Genomic DNA, 16,585 nt, shown 5'->3' on the forward strand with positions numbered 1-16,585 from the left:
GATCAGGAATTCCTTTTCCAACGGATTCAAGTGTTTAGACATAAAGACGAGCTCCTTTCCGGTAGAATACTCACCTTTATGATACTCCACGGACAGGCTTTTTTCTACCCTTCCGTGTCTACTTTTATAATAGCATCAAGTATGGCTGCAGATATAAAGAAAAACGATGATTTTTCAAAGGGACCGATTTCCAAAACGATCCTGCGCCTTGCGGTGCCGATGGTGCTGGCGCAGTTTGTGAACGTCTTATATAATATCGTAGACCGCATGTATATCGGGCATATTTCCGATACATCGGTGGATGCGCTGACGGGCGTCGGCGTGACGTTTCCGATTTTACTGATGGTGACGGCGTTTGCGAATTTATTCGGCTCGGGCGGCACGCCGTTGTTTTCTATGGCGCGCGGTGCGGCACAGCAGGGCGGCGAAGAGGGGGAAAAGCAGCGTGAGCGCGCCGCAGACGTGATGAACAACACGTTCTCGATGCTCGTTATTACGGGCGTAATTTTGTGCATTGTGGTGCTGCTCATCAAAAAGCCGGTGCTGTATCTCTTCGGCGCGAGCGACGCCACGTATCCTTATGCAGACAGCTACCTTTCGGTTTACATGCTCGGCAGCGTATTCATGATGGTCTCGCTTGGCATGAACGGGTTCATCAATGCGCAAGGCTTTGCGAACCGCGGCATGCTGACGGTCGTTATCGGCGCAGTGGTGAACATTGCGCTTGACCCGCTGTTTATTTTTGTGTTTGACATGGGTGTGCAGGGCGCGGCACTTGCAACGGTGCTTTCGCAGTTCGTTTCTGCTGTGTGGGTGGTGCACTTTCTGCTCGGTAAGCGCACGTTGTTTCGTTTGGAGTTAAAGCGCATGCGCCCGCAGGCAAAGCTCATCGGCAAGATTACCTCGCTTGGCATTTCGGGCTTTATCATGGGCTTTACGTCGAGCGCTGTGCAGGTGGCGTGCAACGCGATGCTCTCGCAGCACGGAGGCGACCTGTTCGTCGCGGTCATGACGGTCATCAACTCCATTCGCGAAGTGACATATACGCCGGTAAACGGTGTGACATCTGCCGCGGCGCCGGTGGTCAGCTTCAACTACGGCGCACAGAAATATAAGCGCGTGCGCGGCGTGATTGTGTTCACGACGGTCGTTTCATTCAGCTATATGGTGCTTGTATGGCTCGTGTTAAGGCTGTTCCCACACGTGTTTATTCAGCTTTTTAACGGCGACCCGCAGTTACTCGAAACATGCACGCACGCCATGCACATTTATTTCTTCGGGTGCTTTATGATGGCGCTGCAAATGTCGGCGCAGTCTGTTGTGCAGGCGATGGGCCGCGCAAAGCAGGCGATTTTCTTTTCACTGCTCCGCAAGGTCATCATCGTCATTCCGTTGACGTTTTTGCTGCCGCAGATCCCCGCTGTCGGTGTGGACGGTGTGTTCTGGGCGGAGGTTATCTCGAACTTTGTGGGCGGCGGCGCGTGCTACATCACGATGCTGTGCACCGTCTGGCGCGAATTAAAATGCAAAGAAATGGGCGAGCTTGCACAGGCGAAAAAGTAAAAAGAACGGAGTCGCACGGGTGATAAACCTGTGCGGCTCCGTTTTTTGTATGCGGTTTATTCTGCGGTGTCGGGTGAGGGGGCGGTGCTTTCTGTGCCGCTTGCATCGCTTTCGGAAGCGGTCGGCTCTGCGACGGGGTAATCGAACTCGCCCAGCACATCGCCGGTTATTTCGTCTTTTACGGTAAAGTGCACCGTAAAGCTCTCTGTGTCCTCTCCCGTAAACGCTGCGTAGAGCAGCGCGGGAATGTACACGGCCTGCGCAGCGGCGTTGTCGCGCTCCGGTTTATATCGGTCTTTGGTGCTCAGAATTTCGGCGCTGCGGCCGTCTTCGGAAAGCGTGACGCTTTTTATAAACGGCCACGTGCCGTCCTCCGGCAAAGCGGAGATCAGCTCATGCAGGCTTTCCTTCAGCGCGGCGCAGACGGCATCGCGCTCGTCTTTTGTCATTTCTACCGTGCAGGAGCCGTCATCATTTGTGGTGACGTTTGTAAGCCCCAGCCGGTGCGCCGCGGCGGTGATGTCGAGCCCTGTGCGGCGCAGGGTGTCCTTGGAGATCTGCACGGTGTAATCCCGCTGCGGTTCGGAAGACGCGGCGGCAGGCGCTTCGCTTGCCGTTTCGGTCTGCCCGCCGCACGATGCCGAGGAAAGGATGAGTGCCGCCGCGAGCAGAAGCGCCGCCAAAAGCCGTTTTGCGTTTCTCATTTTGAACACCTCTTTATGAGCTTATCTTAAACTATATCATACCGTATTCGGCGAAAAAAGTCAAAAGAATCAAAAAGCTGTTCAAAGTCGGAACTTTTTCACAAAAATATGTGGAAACAGAAGAAAAAACATGGTATACTGAAACCGATCATGCAGGGAATGGAGGGATCCGATTGACCGGTGCGATTTTAGGAGACATTGCCGGCTCGCGGTTTGAGTTCAGCAAACCGAGCGGGTTCAACTATAAAAAGGTGGAGCTTTTTGGGAACAACTGCTTTTTCACGGACGATACGGTGCTGACCATCGCGACGAAATACGCGCTTTTAAATGACATCAGCTATGCAAAGGCTTATGGCAAATTCGGGCGTATGTACAGAGGCGTGGGGTACGGCACGATGTTTCAGCGCTGGCTGGACGGACATGCCGAAACGGGCTACGGCAGCTTCGGCAACGGCGCGGCCATGCGCGTCAGCTACATCGCTTACCACTTTGATACGCTGGAAAAGGTGGAGGAAGAAGCGAAAAACAGCGCCATGTGCACACACAACCACATAGAGGGCCTGAAAGCGGCCGTTGCGACCGCGGGGCTCATTTACCTTGCGCTGCGTGGCGAGCGCAAAAAGGACCTGAAAAAATACTTTAACAAAGAGTTTGAATACCCCGTGCATAAGCCGCTGTGGGCGTACCGGCCGAAGGCAAAGTTTGATGCTACGGCGGAGGGGACCATGCCGCTTGCGTTCCGCTGCTTTATGGAAAGCGAGGATTGGGAAAGCTGCATCCGCAATGTGTTCAGCGTGAAGTGCGACACCGACACCGTGGCGTGCATTGCGGGCGGCATTGCGGGCGCATATTATAAGCGGACGGTGGAAAACGAAAAGGATCTTTTAAAACGCTACCTTATTCAGCCCGATAAGCGCAAGGTCGGCGAGTTTGACCGCTTTTTATACGATTGGGCTACAAAGTAACATTTCCGCATATATTTGAGTTTCGGTTTTGAAAAACCGCCTGTGTTTTTTGAAGCGGGCGGAGCGACGCAGGGATCGCCGCGATTTTTAAGGGAAAGGGTTTATCAGAACATGATTATTGACACATATCAGTCCGGCGCCGTGATGCGTATTTTGCAAAGCGGCAAAATTTACCGCGCAAGCCCCAGTATTTCGTTTAAGAAGGAGTACGCCGCGCTCATCGATATGCTCGGCCTGCACTGCGAGTGCCCCATATTCGGCGTGGTGCGCGGCAGAAAGCAGAATACCGGCGGACGCGTTTCGGGTGCGGTGCGCATCCGTCTCAATGTCCCGCGCGAATACGTGAAGCTGACCGAGTACACCGACTGGGCGGATTTTCTCGACAACTTCAAATACACGAACCCGAACGATTATTCCACCATCATCGTCGGCAGCTTGGATGTGAAGTCTTCGGATCATCTCCGTGTGGTGGAGAGCCTTAAGCACCAGCGGCATCTGTTCCAGTACAAAATGCCGCAGGCGATTTTGGAGTATATTGACCCGAAATGGGTGGTACGGTATAAAGTCATCACAAACACAAGAGAGCAGGAGGACCGCAAGGAGCACCGGCTCAATTTCTTCCGTTGGTAAGGAGGGCTTGAACTTGAAAATCGGTCAATACATTTTATCGCTTGACCAGGGCACGACCAGTTCGCGCGCCGTGTTGTTTGACGCTTTGGGCGGCATTGCGGGCATGGGACAGCGCGAATTTACGCAGATTTATCCGCAGCCCGGCTATGTGGAGCACGATGCCGTGGAGATCTTGCAGACGCAGCTTTACGCCATGCGGCAGGCGGTGCATGAGGCGGAGATCACCGCGGAGGACATCGCTGCCATCAGCATCACGAATCAAAGAGAGACCACCGTGGCGTGGGACAGCGAGACGGGTATTCCGATCTGCAACGCCATTGTGTGGCAGTGCCGCCGCACCGCGCCGGAATGCGAGCGGTTAACAGCCGAGGGACTTGAGGAGTACATTCATAAAACGACGGGACTCATCATCGACCCGTATTTTTCCGGCACCAAAATGAAGTGGATTTTGGATAACGTGCCGAAGGCCAAAGTGCTCGCGAAGGAGCATCGCCTGCGCTTCGGTACCATTGATACGTGGCTCATTTATTCGCTCACGGAGGGCGAAAGTTATGTGACGGACGTGACGAACGCTTCGCGCACCATGCTGTTTGACATTCAAAAGCTTGATTGGGACGAGAAAATGCTGAACGTGTTCGGTATCCCGCGTGACGCGCTGCCGAAAGTCGTGGATTCTTCCGGCGTTGTGGGTATGTGCTCCGAAACGATACTCGGCAGGAAAATTCCGATTGCGGGCATTGCAGGCGACCAGCACGCGGCGCTGTTCGGACAGTGTTGCTTTGATAAGGGCATGGCGAAAAATACATACGGCACGGGCTGCTTTGTGCTGATGAACACGGGTGATAAGCCGGTTTTCTCCGACCGGGGGCTTATTACGACGATCGGTTGGTGCGTGAATGGCGAGACGACCTATGCGCTTGAGGGCAGTGCATTTAACGCGGGCTCGGCCATCAAATGGTTGCGCGATGAGTTGAAGCTTATCGCGAACCCGCAGGAAGCGGACCTTCTTGCGGAGACCGTGGAGGACGCAGGCGGCGCGGTGTTTGTGCCGGCGTTTACAGGGCTTGGCGCACCGTACTGGGATATGTATGCGCGGGGCGCACTGCTCGGCGTGACGCGCGGTACGTCTAAGGCGCACATCTGCCGGGCTGTGCTGGAAAGCATTGCGTATGAAAGCTATGACCTCGTGAAAGCCATGGAAGCGGGCAGCGGCACGGAAATTTCCGAGCTGCGCGTGGACGGCGGCGCATCGAGAAGCCGCTTTTTGATGCAGTATCAGGCGGATTTATTGCACTGCGCCGTGAGACAACCGAAGTGTCTGGAGACCACCGCGCTCGGCTCCGCGATGCTGGCGGGCTTGGCCGTCGGTGTGTGGGAATCACTGGACGAGCTTAGGACTGTGTGGAAGCTTAAAAATGCGTATGACCCGCAAACGGCAGCAGGCAGCGAAGCAAAAGCGCTGAAACGCTGGCATAAGGCCGTGGAAAGATCCATGGGCTGGGCGGACGGTTTGGATTAAGCCAAAGTCAAGCACAGCGAAGCGACGTAAAAGTTTTCGCCAGCCTTTTTCAAAAGGCTGTGGAATCCAAGGGTGAAACCCTTGGTCGAGCTCCGCAGAGCTCGAAATCCTTTTGCCTACCATAAAATCAGGACAGGAGAGGGAACAGTCCAGTGGACTGTTCCCTCGTGGGAGACCCAATTAGGGGGTCTCCCAAAAGGCGTCCGCAAAGACGCCTTTAAAATACCGAACAAGCTAGCATAGAAGCACGCAGACCAGTTTTTCTGCGTGCTTTCTTTTTGCCCAAAATCAAAGAAAGCCGTTTTGATTGCGGGAAGCGAAAAATCCTGTTGACGGATAAAACAATATGTGATACTATATTATCACGTTAAATCAAAGCAATAGGGAGGCGACGGGATGATCGCAATTATAGATTACGGCGCGGGCAATATCCGCAGCGTGGAAAAAGCGCTTATGCATATCGGCTGCGAGGTCGAAGTCACACAGGACCCGAGCGTTCTCATGAAAGCCGACGGCGCCGTGCTGCCGGGCGTCGGTTCGTTTGGAGACGCCATGCACGAGCTGCGCGGGAGAGAGCTGGAAGCGCCGATTAAAGCGTTCGTCGCCTCCGGCAAACCGTTTTTGGGCATTTGTTTAGGACTGCAAATTCTGTTTGAGAGCAGCGAGGAATCCCCGGGTGTCTCCGGCCTGTCGCTTTTAAAAGGTAAGGTGCTGCGTATTCCTGCTGCGCCGGGGCTGAAAATTCCGCATATCGGGTGGAATTCGCTTGAAATCAAAAAAAAGGACGGCGGGTTGTTCCGAAGCATTACGGGCGAGCCGTATGTGTACTTTGTGCACTCGTATTATTTAAAGGCAGAAGAAGATGTTGTGACCGCTGCGGCGCAGTACGGTGTGGAAATTCATGCGGCGGTGCAGAAAAATAACCTCATGGCATGTCAGTTTCACCCGGAAAAAAGCGGAGCGTTGGGACTGAAGCTGCTCGAAAACTTCGCCGCCATGACGCAGGGAAAGGGGGACGTGTAATGTACGCCAAACGCATTATCCCGTGCCTTGACCTTAAAAACGGCAGGGTCGTTAAGGGCACAAATTTCGTGAATTTACGCGATGCGGGCGACCCCGTGGAGGCTGCCATCGAATACGACCGGCAGGGCGCGGACGAGCTTGTTTTGCTCGACATCACCGCGTCCTCCGATGCGCGCGGTATCATGCTGGATATCGTTTCCCGCGTGGCGAACAGCATATTTATCCCGTTTACGGTGGGCGGCGGCATCCGTACGGTAGAGGATTTCACGGCGCTGCTGCGCGCGGGCGCGGATAAGGTTTCGGTAAACTCCGCCGCGCTGAAAAATCCGCAGCTTATTGCGGACGCGGCGTATAAATTCGGCAGCCAGTGCGTTGTGATGGCGATGGACGCGAAGCGCCGCCCGAACGGTGCGGGCTGGACGCTGTATTTAAACGGCGGCCGTGTGGACACGGGCATTGACGCCGTAGAATGGGCAAAGCGCGCGGAGAAACTCGGCGCGGGTGAAATTCTGCTGACGAGCATGGATTGCGACGGCACGAAGGCCGGGTATGACCTGGAGCTGACCCGCGCAGTTTCCGAAAGCGTGGGCATTCCGGTCATTGCGTCCGGCGGTGCGGGCAAGATGGAGCACTTTAAAGACGCGTTTACAAAGGGTAAGGCGGACGCGGTTTTGGCGGCATCACTTTTCCACTTCCGCGAGATCGGCATACCGGAGCTCAAGGGTTACCTTGCGGAAAACGGCATCCCGGTGCGCCGGTGAAATTTAATAGAATGATTGAAGGACACTCCCGCATATCTTTTGGTGCGGGGGTGTTTACTTATGAAAAGACATTTTCTTGGCTTCTGTTTGGCTGCTGTATTGCTGATCGGTGTGTTCTGTCCGCTTGCGCGTGCCGAGACGCCGGATTTCCCCGCGCAGGCTTTGGTGCTGATGGAAGCCTCCACGGGTCAGGTGTTATACGAAAAGTCTGCCCATGTGCAGCGACCTTGTGCGTCCATCACGAAGGTGATGACGCTTTTGCTCGCATTTGAGGCAATCGATGCAGGCACGCTGCATCTGGACGATGTGCTCACGGCCTCGGCGCACGCGGCGGGCATGGGCGGCTCGGACATTTGGCTCAAGGAGGGCGAGCAGATGACCGTAGACGACCTCATCAAAGCGTGCGTGGTGATGAGCGCGAACGACGCGGCGGTCGTTTTGGCGGAGGCAGTCGCGGGCAGCGAGGACGCATTTGTGGAGCGTATGAACGCCCGCGCGGCGGAGTTAGGCATGAACGACACCGTTTTTAAAAACTGCAACGGTCTTGACGAAGACGGGCACATTACGAGCGCCTATGATGTGGCGGTGATGAGCCGCGCGTTGATGCAGCACGAGAAAATATTTGATTACACGCTCATCTGGATTGATTATGTGCGTGACGGGCAGACGCAGCTTGTGAACACAAATAAGCTCGTGCGCACGTATGACGGCATTTTGGGGCTGAAAACCGGCACGACAAGTGCGGCGGGCAGCTGCGTTTCGGCCGCGGCAGAGCGAAACGGTATGCGGCTCATTGCGGTAGTGCTCGGTGCGGAAAATACGAAAGACCGCTTTTCGGCCGCGTCTTCGCTGCTCGACTACGGTTTTGCAAACTGGAAGTTGACGACACCGGAGCTCCCGGAACTGCCCGAGCTGCCCGTTACGGGTGGCATGGTGAGCACTGTTTCGCTTGCGTGTGAAGCCCCACGCGGCGTTTTGACAGCCTCGGGCGGTGCGGAGATCGGGATAAAGCTCATTTTGCCGGAAAACGTTCCTGCGCCGGTAGAACCGGGGGATGTGCTCGGTACGGCGGAGGTCGCGCTGAACGGCGACACGGTGCAGTCGCTCAAAATCACGGCGAAAACCGAAGCGCCCGCCATCACATTTTCTTCCGCATTGCAATATTTTTTGGCTTGTTTTTTCGCAGCAGAAGCGGCGTGAAATCTGATTTGCAAAAAAACCTTCGTTAACTTTTCATGAAATCCGCGTTGTGCACTTGCAAAATGCGTCAAATTATTGTATGATGAAAGCACATAGATTTGACTTGTGGTGTACCTTGCATAAAGTGGGGCTGTGAAAACGGTTTCACACGTGCAAAAACATCATCATGCAAATAGGAGGCAATAGAAATGGCATTGAAATTGGAATGCGGATACTTGAAGGGCTTTATCGGCGAGCACGAATACGCTGCAATGGCTTCTCAGGTTGAGAATGCACATGCGCTTCTGGCATCCGGCAAGGGTCCGGGAAATGATTTCCTCGGTTGGGTGGACCTGCCCACCAATTACGATAAAGAGGAATTTGCACGCATCAAGGCGGCTGCGGAGCGCATCAAGAAGAACACGGATGTGTTTATCGTCATCGGCATCGGCGGCTCCTACCTCGGTGCACGCGCAGCAATCGAGTTCCTCAAGAGCGAGCACTACAATGCACTGAAGAAAGATACGCCGGACATCTATTTCACCGGCAACAGCATTTCTTCCACCGCGCTGGCGGAGCTGGTTGAGATCTGCGAGGGCAAGGATATTTCCATCAACATGATTTCCAAGTCCGGCACCACCACGGAGCCGGCTATCGCGTTCCGTGTTTTCCGCGAGATCCTCGAGAAGAAGTACGGCAAGGAAGAAGCAAAGAAGCGTATTTTCTGCACGACCGATAAGGCGCGCGGCACGTTGAAGCACCTTGCGGACGAAGAAGGCTACGAGACCTTCGTTGTACCGGATGATGTCGGCGGCCGTTACTCCGTTCTTACGGCTGTGGGTCTGCTGCCCATCGCTGTGGCCGGTGCGGATATCGACGCACTCATGGCGGGCGCACAGAAGGCACAGGCTGCCTACAACAACCCGAACATGGAAGAAAACGATTGCTACAAGTATGCTGCCATTCGCAACATTCTTTACAATAAGGGCAAGACGACCGAAGTGATGGTCAGCTACGAGCCGTGCTACACGCTCATGAACGAGTGGTGGAAGCAGCTGTACGGCGAGAGCGAGGGCAAGGACGGCAAGGGCCTGTTCCCGGCATCCGTTGTCTTCTCCACAGACCTGCACTCCATGGGTCAGTACATTCAGGACGGCAGACGCAGCCTCTTTGAGACCGTGATGCTGTTTGAGAAACCGAAGCGCGAAGTTGTCATCGGCAACGATCCGGCAAACGTGGACGGCCTCAATTTCCTCGAGGGCAAGAGCATGGCGTATATCAACCGCAAGGCGTTTGAGGGCACCGTGCTGGCACACAACGACGGCGGCGTGCCGAACGTTGTGATCTCCGCTCCCGATTTCTCCGAGGATACCCTCGGCCAGATCATCTACTTCTTCGAGAAGGCCTGCGCCATCTCCGGCTATCTCCTCGGCGTGAACCCGTTCAACCAGCCGGGCGTTGAAAGCTATAAGAAGAACATGTTTGCTCTGCTCGGCAAGCCGGGTTACGAAGGCGAAAAAGAAGCACTGGAAGCAAGACTTTCCAAATAAAAGGCGTAAATCCGCACCTGCGGAAAAAATACACAGGAGGACTTCACTATGATCACTCTTTTAATCGGCAAAAAAGGCTCCGGCAAAACCAAGAAGCTCATCGAGCTTGCAAACGAAGCGGTTCAGAACTCCAACGGCAACGTTGTTGTTATCGAAAAGGGCCTTAAGCTTACTTACGATATTTCCCACAAGGCACGTCTTGTTGACTCCGACGCTTACGGCATTGAGGGCCTGGACGCACTTGTAGGCTTTGTCAGCGGCATCTGCGCTGCAAACTACGATGTGACGGACGTTTTCGTTGACTCCACCCTGAAGATCACTGGCAAGGGCGTTGAGGAAGTTGAGCCGCTCACCGCGAAGCTCAAGGCTCTCAGCGAATCTTCCGACGTGAATATCTGCCTGCTCATTTCTGCTGACGCAGAGGAGCTGCCGGCTTCCGTTCGGGAATTTGTCGCGAAGTAATTTCGGCCTCAAAAAGCCTTTGCACCGCCCGAAACAATAACGAAAAGCGGTGCAAAAACGAAAAAAGCAACAGTGTTTCGGCGGAAACGACCCGCCGAACACTTTTTTTCGCGGCATAATGCCGAATTTTCAAATTTTTCTTGACAAAACCGCGCGTGGTATTTATAATATATCAAGTACGGTATGAGGAAAAACTATGCTTATCGATTTGAAAAAATATTTCTCGGGAGAGGATATTTCACAGGCGATCGATTATACGGTCGATCTGTCGGAGGTGGAGATTGACGGCTGCAAGCCGTTTGTCACGCCGGTTCAGGTCAAGGGTAGCATCCGTTCGTTCGCTTCCAGTGCGGAGCTGAACGTGGAGGTGCGCTATGCGTATTCGATGCCGTGCAACAGGTGCTTGACGTTGACGCGTAAAGAGCTTTGTCACAACATTTCTCACGTGATTGTGAACAAGCTGAATGATGAAGAGGATTTTGAAGATTATATCGTGATTGAAGGCGATGAGCTGGATTTGGACGAGCTGATTTATTCCGATATCATCCTTTTGACGCCGACGAAATTCCTTTGTAAGGAAGACTGCAAAGGGCTTTGCCCCACTTGCGGCAAAAACCTGAACGAAGGCGACTGCGCCTGTGCAAAGCAGCAGACAGATCCCCGTCTGGAGGCTCTGCGGCAGCTGCTACAATAATTCCAGATAACCAAAGTTTTAGTTTAATATAAGGAGGTGCTGACGATGGCGGTACCCAAGAGAAAAGTGTCCAGTGCCAGACAGAATAAGAGACGTTCTAACGTGTGGAAGCTTAGCGCTCCTGCCCTTATGAAATGCCCGCAGTGCGGAGAGTATAAGACACCTCACAGGGTTTGCGGTAACTGCGGTTACTACAACGGCAGAGAAGTTGTTAAGAAGGAAGCATAATTTTGCCTGAAACAATAATTGTGCCAGATAGAGAAGGGGCATTTGCGTGCTCCTTCTCTATTGTTTTGTCGGCATTTTTTGGTGCCGAGCCGTAAAACAGCGGCAAATTTCGCGCATACTACCTCAAAACGGAAGGGAGAAAAGCTGTGGCAGTTGAAATTTTCGGCGTGGATAAAAACAGCCTTGCCGAGCGGGCCGGCATAAAGCCGCACGATAAGCTTATTTCAATCAATGGGCATGACATCACGGATATTCTCGATTTCCGTTTTTACGAGACGAACACCCATCTGCATGTGGTATACGAAACGGCGGAGGGCGAGCGGCGCGAAGAAAAATTCGTAAAGCCGCAGTACGGTGCACTGGGCCTTGCGTTTGAAACGTATCTTATGGACAGGCAGCGCTCCTGCCGCAACAAGTGCGTGTTCTGCTTCATTGACCAGCTGCCGCCCGGCATGCGCGAAACGCTCTATTTTAAGGATGATGATGACCGCCTTTCGTTTTTGTTCGGCAACTACATCACGCTGACGAACATTGATGAGCGTGAGATCGACCGTATCATTGAAATGCGCATCAGCCCTATTAATATTTCCGTGCATACGATGAATCCCACGCTGCGCTGCAAGATGATGCACAACCGCTTTGCGGGCGACGCGCTGCGTTTTGTGCGCAAGCTGGCGGAGCACAACATCAAGCTGAATTGTCAGATCGTGCTGTGCCCGGGGCTGAATGACGGCGAGGAGCTGGAATTTACGCTTTCCGAAATGTACGCGCTCGGCGAGAGCTTACAGAGCGTCGCCTGCGTACCGGTCGGCGTGACGCGCTACCGCGAGGGGCTGTATCCGCTTCAGACGTTTAACAAGGATACGGCGCGCGCGGCGATCGAGATTTTGGAGCGGTGGGGAGATAAATTCAAGGCAGAGCGCGGCTCGAGAACCGTGTTCCCGAGCGACGAGTTCTACCTCATTGCAAAGCGCGAGCTGCCGCCGTATGAATTCTACGAGGACTTCCCGCAGATTGAAAACGGCGTGGGTATGCTGCGCGACTTAGAAGAAGAATTTTCCTGGGCGGTTGAAGACGAGCCGGAGCGCGACATAAAACGCCGCGTGACGATCCCGACGGGCGAAGGCGTGTATGCGTTTATGGAGCATGTGATGGACTTTGCGCGCGAAAAATTCCCGGGGCTCGAGATTAACCTTGTGCCTGTGCACAACGATTTCTTTGGCGGTACGGTCAACGTGACCGGGCTGCTCACGGGGCGTGACCTTGTGAACCGCTTGAGCCGCGAAAACCTTGGCGACGCAATTTTGCTTGCACCGTCCATGCTTATGGCGGACGAAGATATTTTCTTAGACGATATGACCGTGCAGCAGCTCAGCGAAAAGCTGGGTGTGCCGGCTTACAGAATGCATAAAGACGCCGCAGGCGAGCTCAAGGACATTTTGGGCACTGCGGAGTAAGGAAAAAAGAAGGAGGAAAACCGTATGTCAAGACCTATTGTAGCCATCGTGGGCCGACCGAACGTCGGTAAATCCACGTTGTTCAACAAGCTGATCGGGCAGCGCCTTTCCATCGTGGAGGACACGCCGGGCGTGACGCGTGACCGCATTTTCGGCGAGTGTGAATGGAAAAACAGAAAGTTTTCACTGGTAGATACGGGCGGCATCGAGCCGGAATCGAAGGATATTATTTTGTCCCAGATGCGCACGCAGGCGCAGATTGCCATTGATTCTGCGGACTGCATCATTTTCGTGACCGATGTGCGCACCGGCATGGTCGCAACGGACCTCAACATCGCTCAGATGCTCCAGCGCAGCAATGTGCCGGTCATCGTGTGCGTCAATAAGTGCGATACGCTGGGCGACCCGCCGGCGGATTTTTATGAGTTTTATAACCTCGGCCTCGGCGATCCTATTCAGGTGTCTTCTGTGCACGGACACGGCACGGGCGACCTGTTGGATGCCGTCCTCGAGCATCTGCCGGAGGAAAAGGAAGAGGAGGACGAGGGCGAGATCATCAAGGTCGCCGTCATCGGCAAGCCGAACGTCGGCAAATCTTCCCTTGTGAACCGCGTTTCCGGCGAAAACCGCTGCATCGTTTCCAACATTGCGGGTACGACGCGCGACGCGGTGGATACCACCATCGAAAACAAGTACGGCGTATTTACGTTCATCGATACTGCCGGTCTGCGCCGCAAGAGCAAGGTGGAGGATTCCATTGAGCATTACAGCAACCTGCGCGCCGAAATGGCGGTGGATAGGGCAGACGTGTGTGTCATCCTCATCGATGCCACGGTCGGTTTTACGGAGCAGGACTCCAAGGTTGCCGGCATCGCGCACGAAGCGGGCAAGGGCTGCATCATTGCGGTCAACAAGTGGGACGCCGTTGAAAAAGACGACAAAACCATGCAGGAATATAAGACGAAGCTTGAAAAGGACTTTTCCTTTATGTCCTACGCGCCGATCATCTTCATCTCCGCGCAGACCGGCCAGCGACTTGACCGCTTGTTTGAACTCATCCACAAGGTTGCTTCCAGCAATGCGATGCGCATTACGACCGGCACCTTGAACGACATTCTGGCACAGGCAACGGCACGCGTACAGCCGCCGACCGATAAGGGCAAGCGCCTGAAGATCTACTACATGACGCAGGCTTCCACCAGACCGCCTACGTTCATTTGCTTTGTCAATTCCAAAGAGCTTTTCCACTTCTCGTACCAGCGCTATCTGGAGAACCGCATTCGCGAGATCTTCAGCTTAGAGGGCACGCCGGTGCGCATGATCGTGCGCGAGCGCGGCGATAAGGCAGACTGACGGGGAAGGACTTGATCTACATGGAAAATTTCGGTTCTTTAATTTTGCCGCTGCTGCTTTCGGCGCTTGTGGGGTATCTGCTTGGTAGTATCAGCTTTGCCATTTTGCTGACCAAAGCGTTTGCGCACGAAGATGTGCGCGCGCACGGCAGCGGTAACGCGGGTGCAACGAACGTACTGCGCGTGGCGGGCAAAAAAGCCTCTGCGCTGACGTTTCTGCTCGATTTCTGCAAGTGTGTTGCGAGCGTTTTGGTCGGCTATTTTCTTGTAAAGCACGCGTGCGTTACAAACGGCGTAGACCCCGAAATGGCGCGCCTTGGCATGTATGCGGCGGGCTTTTGCTGCATGATCGGCCACATGTACCCGCTGTACTTCGGCTTTCGCGGCGGCAAGGGCGTTGTGACCACGGCTGCGATGATGCTTTTGCTCGACTGGCGCGTGTTCCTCATTTGCTTTGCGGTGTTCCTTCTGGTGTTCCTGAAAAAGCGCATGGTCTCGCTTTCGTCTATTACGGCGGCGGCGATCTATCCCGTTGTGACGTTCTGCATGACGTATTTTGTGGACTGCTGCGTGGGCGGACTGCCGGTGCTTTACGTTGTAATGGCAACACTTGTGGCGGCACTGATCGGCGCTACCGTTATCATCAAGCACCGCGCGAATATTAAGCGCATCCGAAACGGCACGGAATCTACGATCTCCTTTAAGAAAAAGTAAGTGTAAAGCGCAGTACCTATACAAAAAAGGCGCGCAAACGGCCGGGTTTGGCACTTTTCGTTTACATAATCTTGGAAAAACCTTCCAAATAGCCTGTGGCTTCTTGACAATTTTTCCATTGTGTATTATTATGTTTACTGGTCATACTATATTTTGCGATCACTTTTTCTTTAAATAGATGCGGCAGTGTATGTTTTGTTTTAGACTGCCTTAGTTTTTTGCGCACGGCATTGGGCTTTTTTCGTACCCGTGCCGTGTAGCTGCCCAATCGGCGGCAGCCCGTTTCAGGAATAAATCAGTCGGTCACGGACCGGCGGGCATAACGAAAGATCCTACTTCGTGCAGCGCGTTGCGGCGCTGTGTGGCGGCAGGCAGTGTGCCTTTGACTGCCGAGGATATGCCGCGCCCGCAGAAAGGAAAATTACAGTGGATAAATTTATCATCAAGGGCGGAAAGCGCCTGCACGGTGAGGTTGTCATCAGCGGCGCGAAAAACGCGGCTGTGGCGATCATTCCGGCCGTAGCCATGGCGGAATCTCCCTGCCGTATAGAGAACGTACCGAACATTTCCGATGTGAAGCTCAGTGCACGCATCCTGACCGAGATGGGCGCGACTGTGCGCTGGCTCGGCAAGAACACCGTGGAGATCGACCCGACCACCATCCACACGAACGTGGTGCCGAGCGAATTGGGCCGCAAAATGCGCGGCTCTTACTACAATATCGGCGCTTTGCTCGGTCGCTGCTCCAAGGCCATTGTGCCGCTTCCCGGCGGCTGCGATTTCGGCGTGCGCCCCATTGACCAACACATCAAGGGCTTTAAGGCGCTGGGCTGCACGTACAGCCTCAACGACGGCATGATCGAGGTCTCCGCAAAGGAGCTGCGCGGTGCGCACATTTACCTTGACATGGTCACCGTCGGTGCGACGATGAATATTATCCTTGCAGCCGTAAAGGCAAAGGGCCTTACGGTTATTGAAAATGCCGCGCGCGAACCGCACGTGGTTGATCTTGCGAACTTCTTAAACTCCATGGGTGCGAACATCAGCGGTGCCGGTACGGACGTCATCAAGATTCGCGGCGTGGAACATTTGAAAGGCATTACGTATTCGATTATTCCGGATCAGATTGAAGCCGGCACGTACATGGCGGCTGCGGCTGCAACGCGCGGCGATGTGCTTGTGAAAAACGTGACGCCGAAGCACCTGGAATCCATCACGGCGAAGCTGATGGAGATGGGTGTGACGGTTGTGGAATATGACGACGCGGTGCGCGTGCGCTGCGACGGCCCACTGAGTAAGTGCAACGTGAAAACGATGCCGCACCCGGGCTTCCCGACGGACATGCAGCCGCAGATCGCGGCGCTGCTCTCCATTGCGCAGGGCACGAGTATTTTAAACGAGAGCGTGTGGGAAAACCGTTTCCGCTATGTGGAAGAGTTGAAGCGCATGGGCGCACAGATCACCGTAGAGGGCAAGAGCGCTATTATTGAGGGCGTGGAATACCTGAAGGGTGCACCGGTGCGTGCGACCGACCTGCGTGCGGGCGCGGCGATGATTATTGCCGGTCTTGCTGCGCATGGCGTGACGAAGATTGAGGACATTGAGCACATTCAGCGCGGCTATGAAGACATCGTGGAGAAGTTCGTCGGCCTTGGCGCGGACATGTATTTGATGCTCGATCCCACAAACAGCGATACCGCAAAGATCGGTTAAAACCGTATACAGACCGTTTCGCCCCGACAAAACCTTGTCAGGGCGTTTTTTATGAAAACAGGGAGGGTGCA

17 protein-coding genes are annotated in these 16,585 nt (G+C 54.2%); 15 read left to right on the forward strand and 2 right to left on the reverse strand.

The features are described 5' to 3' along the window. Positions 1-141: 141 nt before the first annotated feature. Positions 142-1,563, forward strand: coding sequence for an MATE family efflux transporter (locus tag R2K26_RS14235; protein WP_316523183.1), 1,422 nt, complete (start codon positions 142-144; stop codon positions 1,561-1,563). Between the two features lie 56 nt (positions 1,564-1,619). On the opposite strand, the gene R2K26_RS14240 is transcribed toward R2K26_RS14235, so the two are convergent. Further along, positions 1,620-2,267: a hypothetical protein gene (locus R2K26_RS14240; protein ID WP_316523186.1), complete on the reverse strand. Its 648-nt coding sequence runs from the start codon at positions 2,265-2,267 to the stop codon at positions 1,620-1,622. A 173-nt stretch (positions 2,268-2,440) separates the two neighbouring features. Between R2K26_RS14240 and R2K26_RS14245 the strand changes: the two genes are divergently transcribed. The 13 genes from R2K26_RS14245 (at position 2,441) to plsY (ending at position 14,801) form a co-directional block, all read left to right on the forward strand. After that, a complete protein-coding gene (locus R2K26_RS14245; RefSeq protein WP_316523188.1) occupies positions 2,441-3,232 on the forward strand; it encodes an ADP-ribosylglycohydrolase family protein in 792 nt (263 codons plus the stop codon). A 111-nt stretch (positions 3,233-3,343) separates the two neighbouring features. Next, a complete protein-coding gene (locus tag R2K26_RS14250; protein WP_316523191.1) occupies positions 3,344-3,862 on the forward strand; it encodes a hypothetical protein in 519 nt (172 codons plus the stop codon). Positions 3,863-3,875: 13 nt separating this feature from the next. Beyond that, positions 3,876-5,381, forward strand: a complete 1,506-nt coding sequence (gene glpK / locus R2K26_RS14255) for a glycerol kinase GlpK (protein WP_316523193.1) — start codon at positions 3,876-3,878, stop codon at positions 5,379-5,381. A gap of 396 nt (positions 5,382-5,777) precedes the next feature. Then, entirely contained in the window at positions 5,778-6,404 is a 627-nt protein-coding gene (hisH, locus tag R2K26_RS14260; protein WP_316523195.1) for an imidazole glycerol phosphate synthase subunit HisH, read from the forward strand. Further along, entirely contained in the window at positions 6,404-7,165 is a 762-nt protein-coding gene (hisF, locus tag R2K26_RS14265) for an imidazole glycerol phosphate synthase subunit HisF (protein WP_316523198.1), read from the forward strand. Before hisH ends, hisF begins: the two co-directional genes overlap by 1 nt. 60 nt (positions 7,166-7,225) lie before the next feature. Continuing rightward, positions 7,226-8,365, forward strand: coding sequence for a D-alanyl-D-alanine carboxypeptidase family protein (locus tag R2K26_RS14270; protein ID WP_316523200.1), 1,140 nt, complete (start codon positions 7,226-7,228; stop codon positions 8,363-8,365). A 188-nt stretch (positions 8,366-8,553) separates the two neighbouring features. Then, on the forward strand, positions 8,554-9,894 hold the full coding sequence (locus R2K26_RS14275) for a glucose-6-phosphate isomerase (RefSeq protein WP_316523202.1): 1,341 nt from the start codon (positions 8,554-8,556) through the stop codon (positions 9,892-9,894). Between the two features lie 48 nt (positions 9,895-9,942). Further along, a complete protein-coding gene (locus tag R2K26_RS14280) occupies positions 9,943-10,356 on the forward strand; it encodes a hypothetical protein (protein ID WP_316523204.1) in 414 nt (137 codons plus the stop codon). A 196-nt stretch (positions 10,357-10,552) separates the two neighbouring features. Continuing rightward, positions 10,553-11,050: a DUF177 domain-containing protein gene (locus R2K26_RS14285; RefSeq protein WP_308448759.1), complete on the forward strand. Its 498-nt coding sequence runs from the start codon at positions 10,553-10,555 to the stop codon at positions 11,048-11,050. 45 nt (positions 11,051-11,095) lie between these two features. Next, on the forward strand, positions 11,096-11,278 hold the full coding sequence (rpmF, locus tag R2K26_RS14290; RefSeq protein ID WP_176821460.1) for a 50S ribosomal protein L32: 183 nt from the start codon (positions 11,096-11,098) through the stop codon (positions 11,276-11,278). 146 nt (positions 11,279-11,424) lie between these two features. Beyond that, complete coding sequence (locus R2K26_RS14295; protein WP_316523208.1) at positions 11,425-12,735, forward strand: DUF512 domain-containing protein; 1,311 nt, start codon at positions 11,425-11,427, stop codon at positions 12,733-12,735. Between the two features lie 24 nt (positions 12,736-12,759). Next, entirely contained in the window at positions 12,760-14,088 is a 1,329-nt protein-coding gene (der, locus tag R2K26_RS14300; protein WP_176821462.1) for a ribosome biogenesis GTPase Der, read from the forward strand. Between the two features lie 20 nt (positions 14,089-14,108). Continuing rightward, positions 14,109-14,801 carry a glycerol-3-phosphate 1-O-acyltransferase PlsY gene (gene plsY, locus R2K26_RS14305; RefSeq protein ID WP_316523211.1) on the forward strand — a complete coding sequence of 231 codons (693 nt, stop codon included), beginning with the start codon at positions 14,109-14,111 and terminating at the stop codon, positions 14,799-14,801. 61 nt (positions 14,802-14,862) lie between these two features. Here the strand turns inward: plsY and R2K26_RS14310 are convergent, their stop codons facing one another. Next, the gene (locus R2K26_RS14310; RefSeq protein ID WP_308448756.1) at positions 14,863-15,069 is read right to left on the reverse strand and encodes a hypothetical protein; all 207 of its coding nucleotides are present in this window, start codon (positions 15,067-15,069) and stop codon (positions 14,863-14,865) included. A 158-nt stretch (positions 15,070-15,227) separates the two neighbouring features. On the opposite strand from R2K26_RS14310, the gene R2K26_RS14315 reads away from it, so the two are divergent. Continuing rightward, a complete protein-coding gene (locus tag R2K26_RS14315; protein WP_176821464.1) occupies positions 15,228-16,514 on the forward strand; it encodes a UDP-N-acetylglucosamine 1-carboxyvinyltransferase in 1,287 nt (428 codons plus the stop codon). Positions 16,515-16,585 lie beyond the last annotated feature (71 nt).

This window comes from Neglectibacter sp. CSJ-5 (genome assembly GCF_032490475.1).
GTDB lineage: Bacteria > Bacillota > Clostridia > Oscillospirales > Acutalibacteraceae > Hominenteromicrobium > Hominenteromicrobium mulieris.

Excerpts from the sequence above, each read along its gene's own strand:
- R2K26_RS14235 (WP_316523183.1), top strand. The coding sequence starts at position 142 with ATGGCTGCAGATATAAAGAAAAACGATGATTTTTCAAAGGGACCGATT.
- rpmF (WP_176821460.1), top strand. The coding sequence starts at position 11,096 with ATGGCGGTACCCAAGAGAAAAGTGTCCAGTGCCAGACAGAATAAGAGA.
- R2K26_RS14275 (WP_316523202.1), top strand. The coding sequence starts at position 8,554 with ATGGCATTGAAATTGGAATGCGGATACTTGAAGGGCTTTATCGGCGAG.
- R2K26_RS14240 (WP_316523186.1), bottom strand. The coding sequence starts at position 2,267 with ATGAGAAACGCAAAACGGCTTTTGGCGGCGCTTCTGCTCGCGGCGGCA.
- R2K26_RS14280 (WP_316523204.1), top strand. The coding sequence starts at position 9,943 with ATGATCACTCTTTTAATCGGCAAAAAAGGCTCCGGCAAAACCAAGAAG.
- der (WP_176821462.1), top strand. The coding sequence starts at position 12,760 with ATGTCAAGACCTATTGTAGCCATCGTGGGCCGACCGAACGTCGGTAAA.
- R2K26_RS14285 (WP_308448759.1), top strand. The coding sequence starts at position 10,553 with ATGCTTATCGATTTGAAAAAATATTTCTCGGGAGAGGATATTTCACAG.
- R2K26_RS14270 (WP_316523200.1), top strand. The coding sequence starts at position 7,226 with ATGAAAAGACATTTTCTTGGCTTCTGTTTGGCTGCTGTATTGCTGATC.
- plsY (WP_316523211.1), top strand. The coding sequence starts at position 14,109 with ATGGAAAATTTCGGTTCTTTAATTTTGCCGCTGCTGCTTTCGGCGCTT.
- hisF (WP_316523198.1), top strand. The coding sequence starts at position 6,404 with ATGTACGCCAAACGCATTATCCCGTGCCTTGACCTTAAAAACGGCAGG.
- hisH (WP_316523195.1), top strand. The coding sequence starts at position 5,778 with ATGATCGCAATTATAGATTACGGCGCGGGCAATATCCGCAGCGTGGAA.
- R2K26_RS14250 (WP_316523191.1), top strand. The coding sequence starts at position 3,344 with ATGATTATTGACACATATCAGTCCGGCGCCGTGATGCGTATTTTGCAA.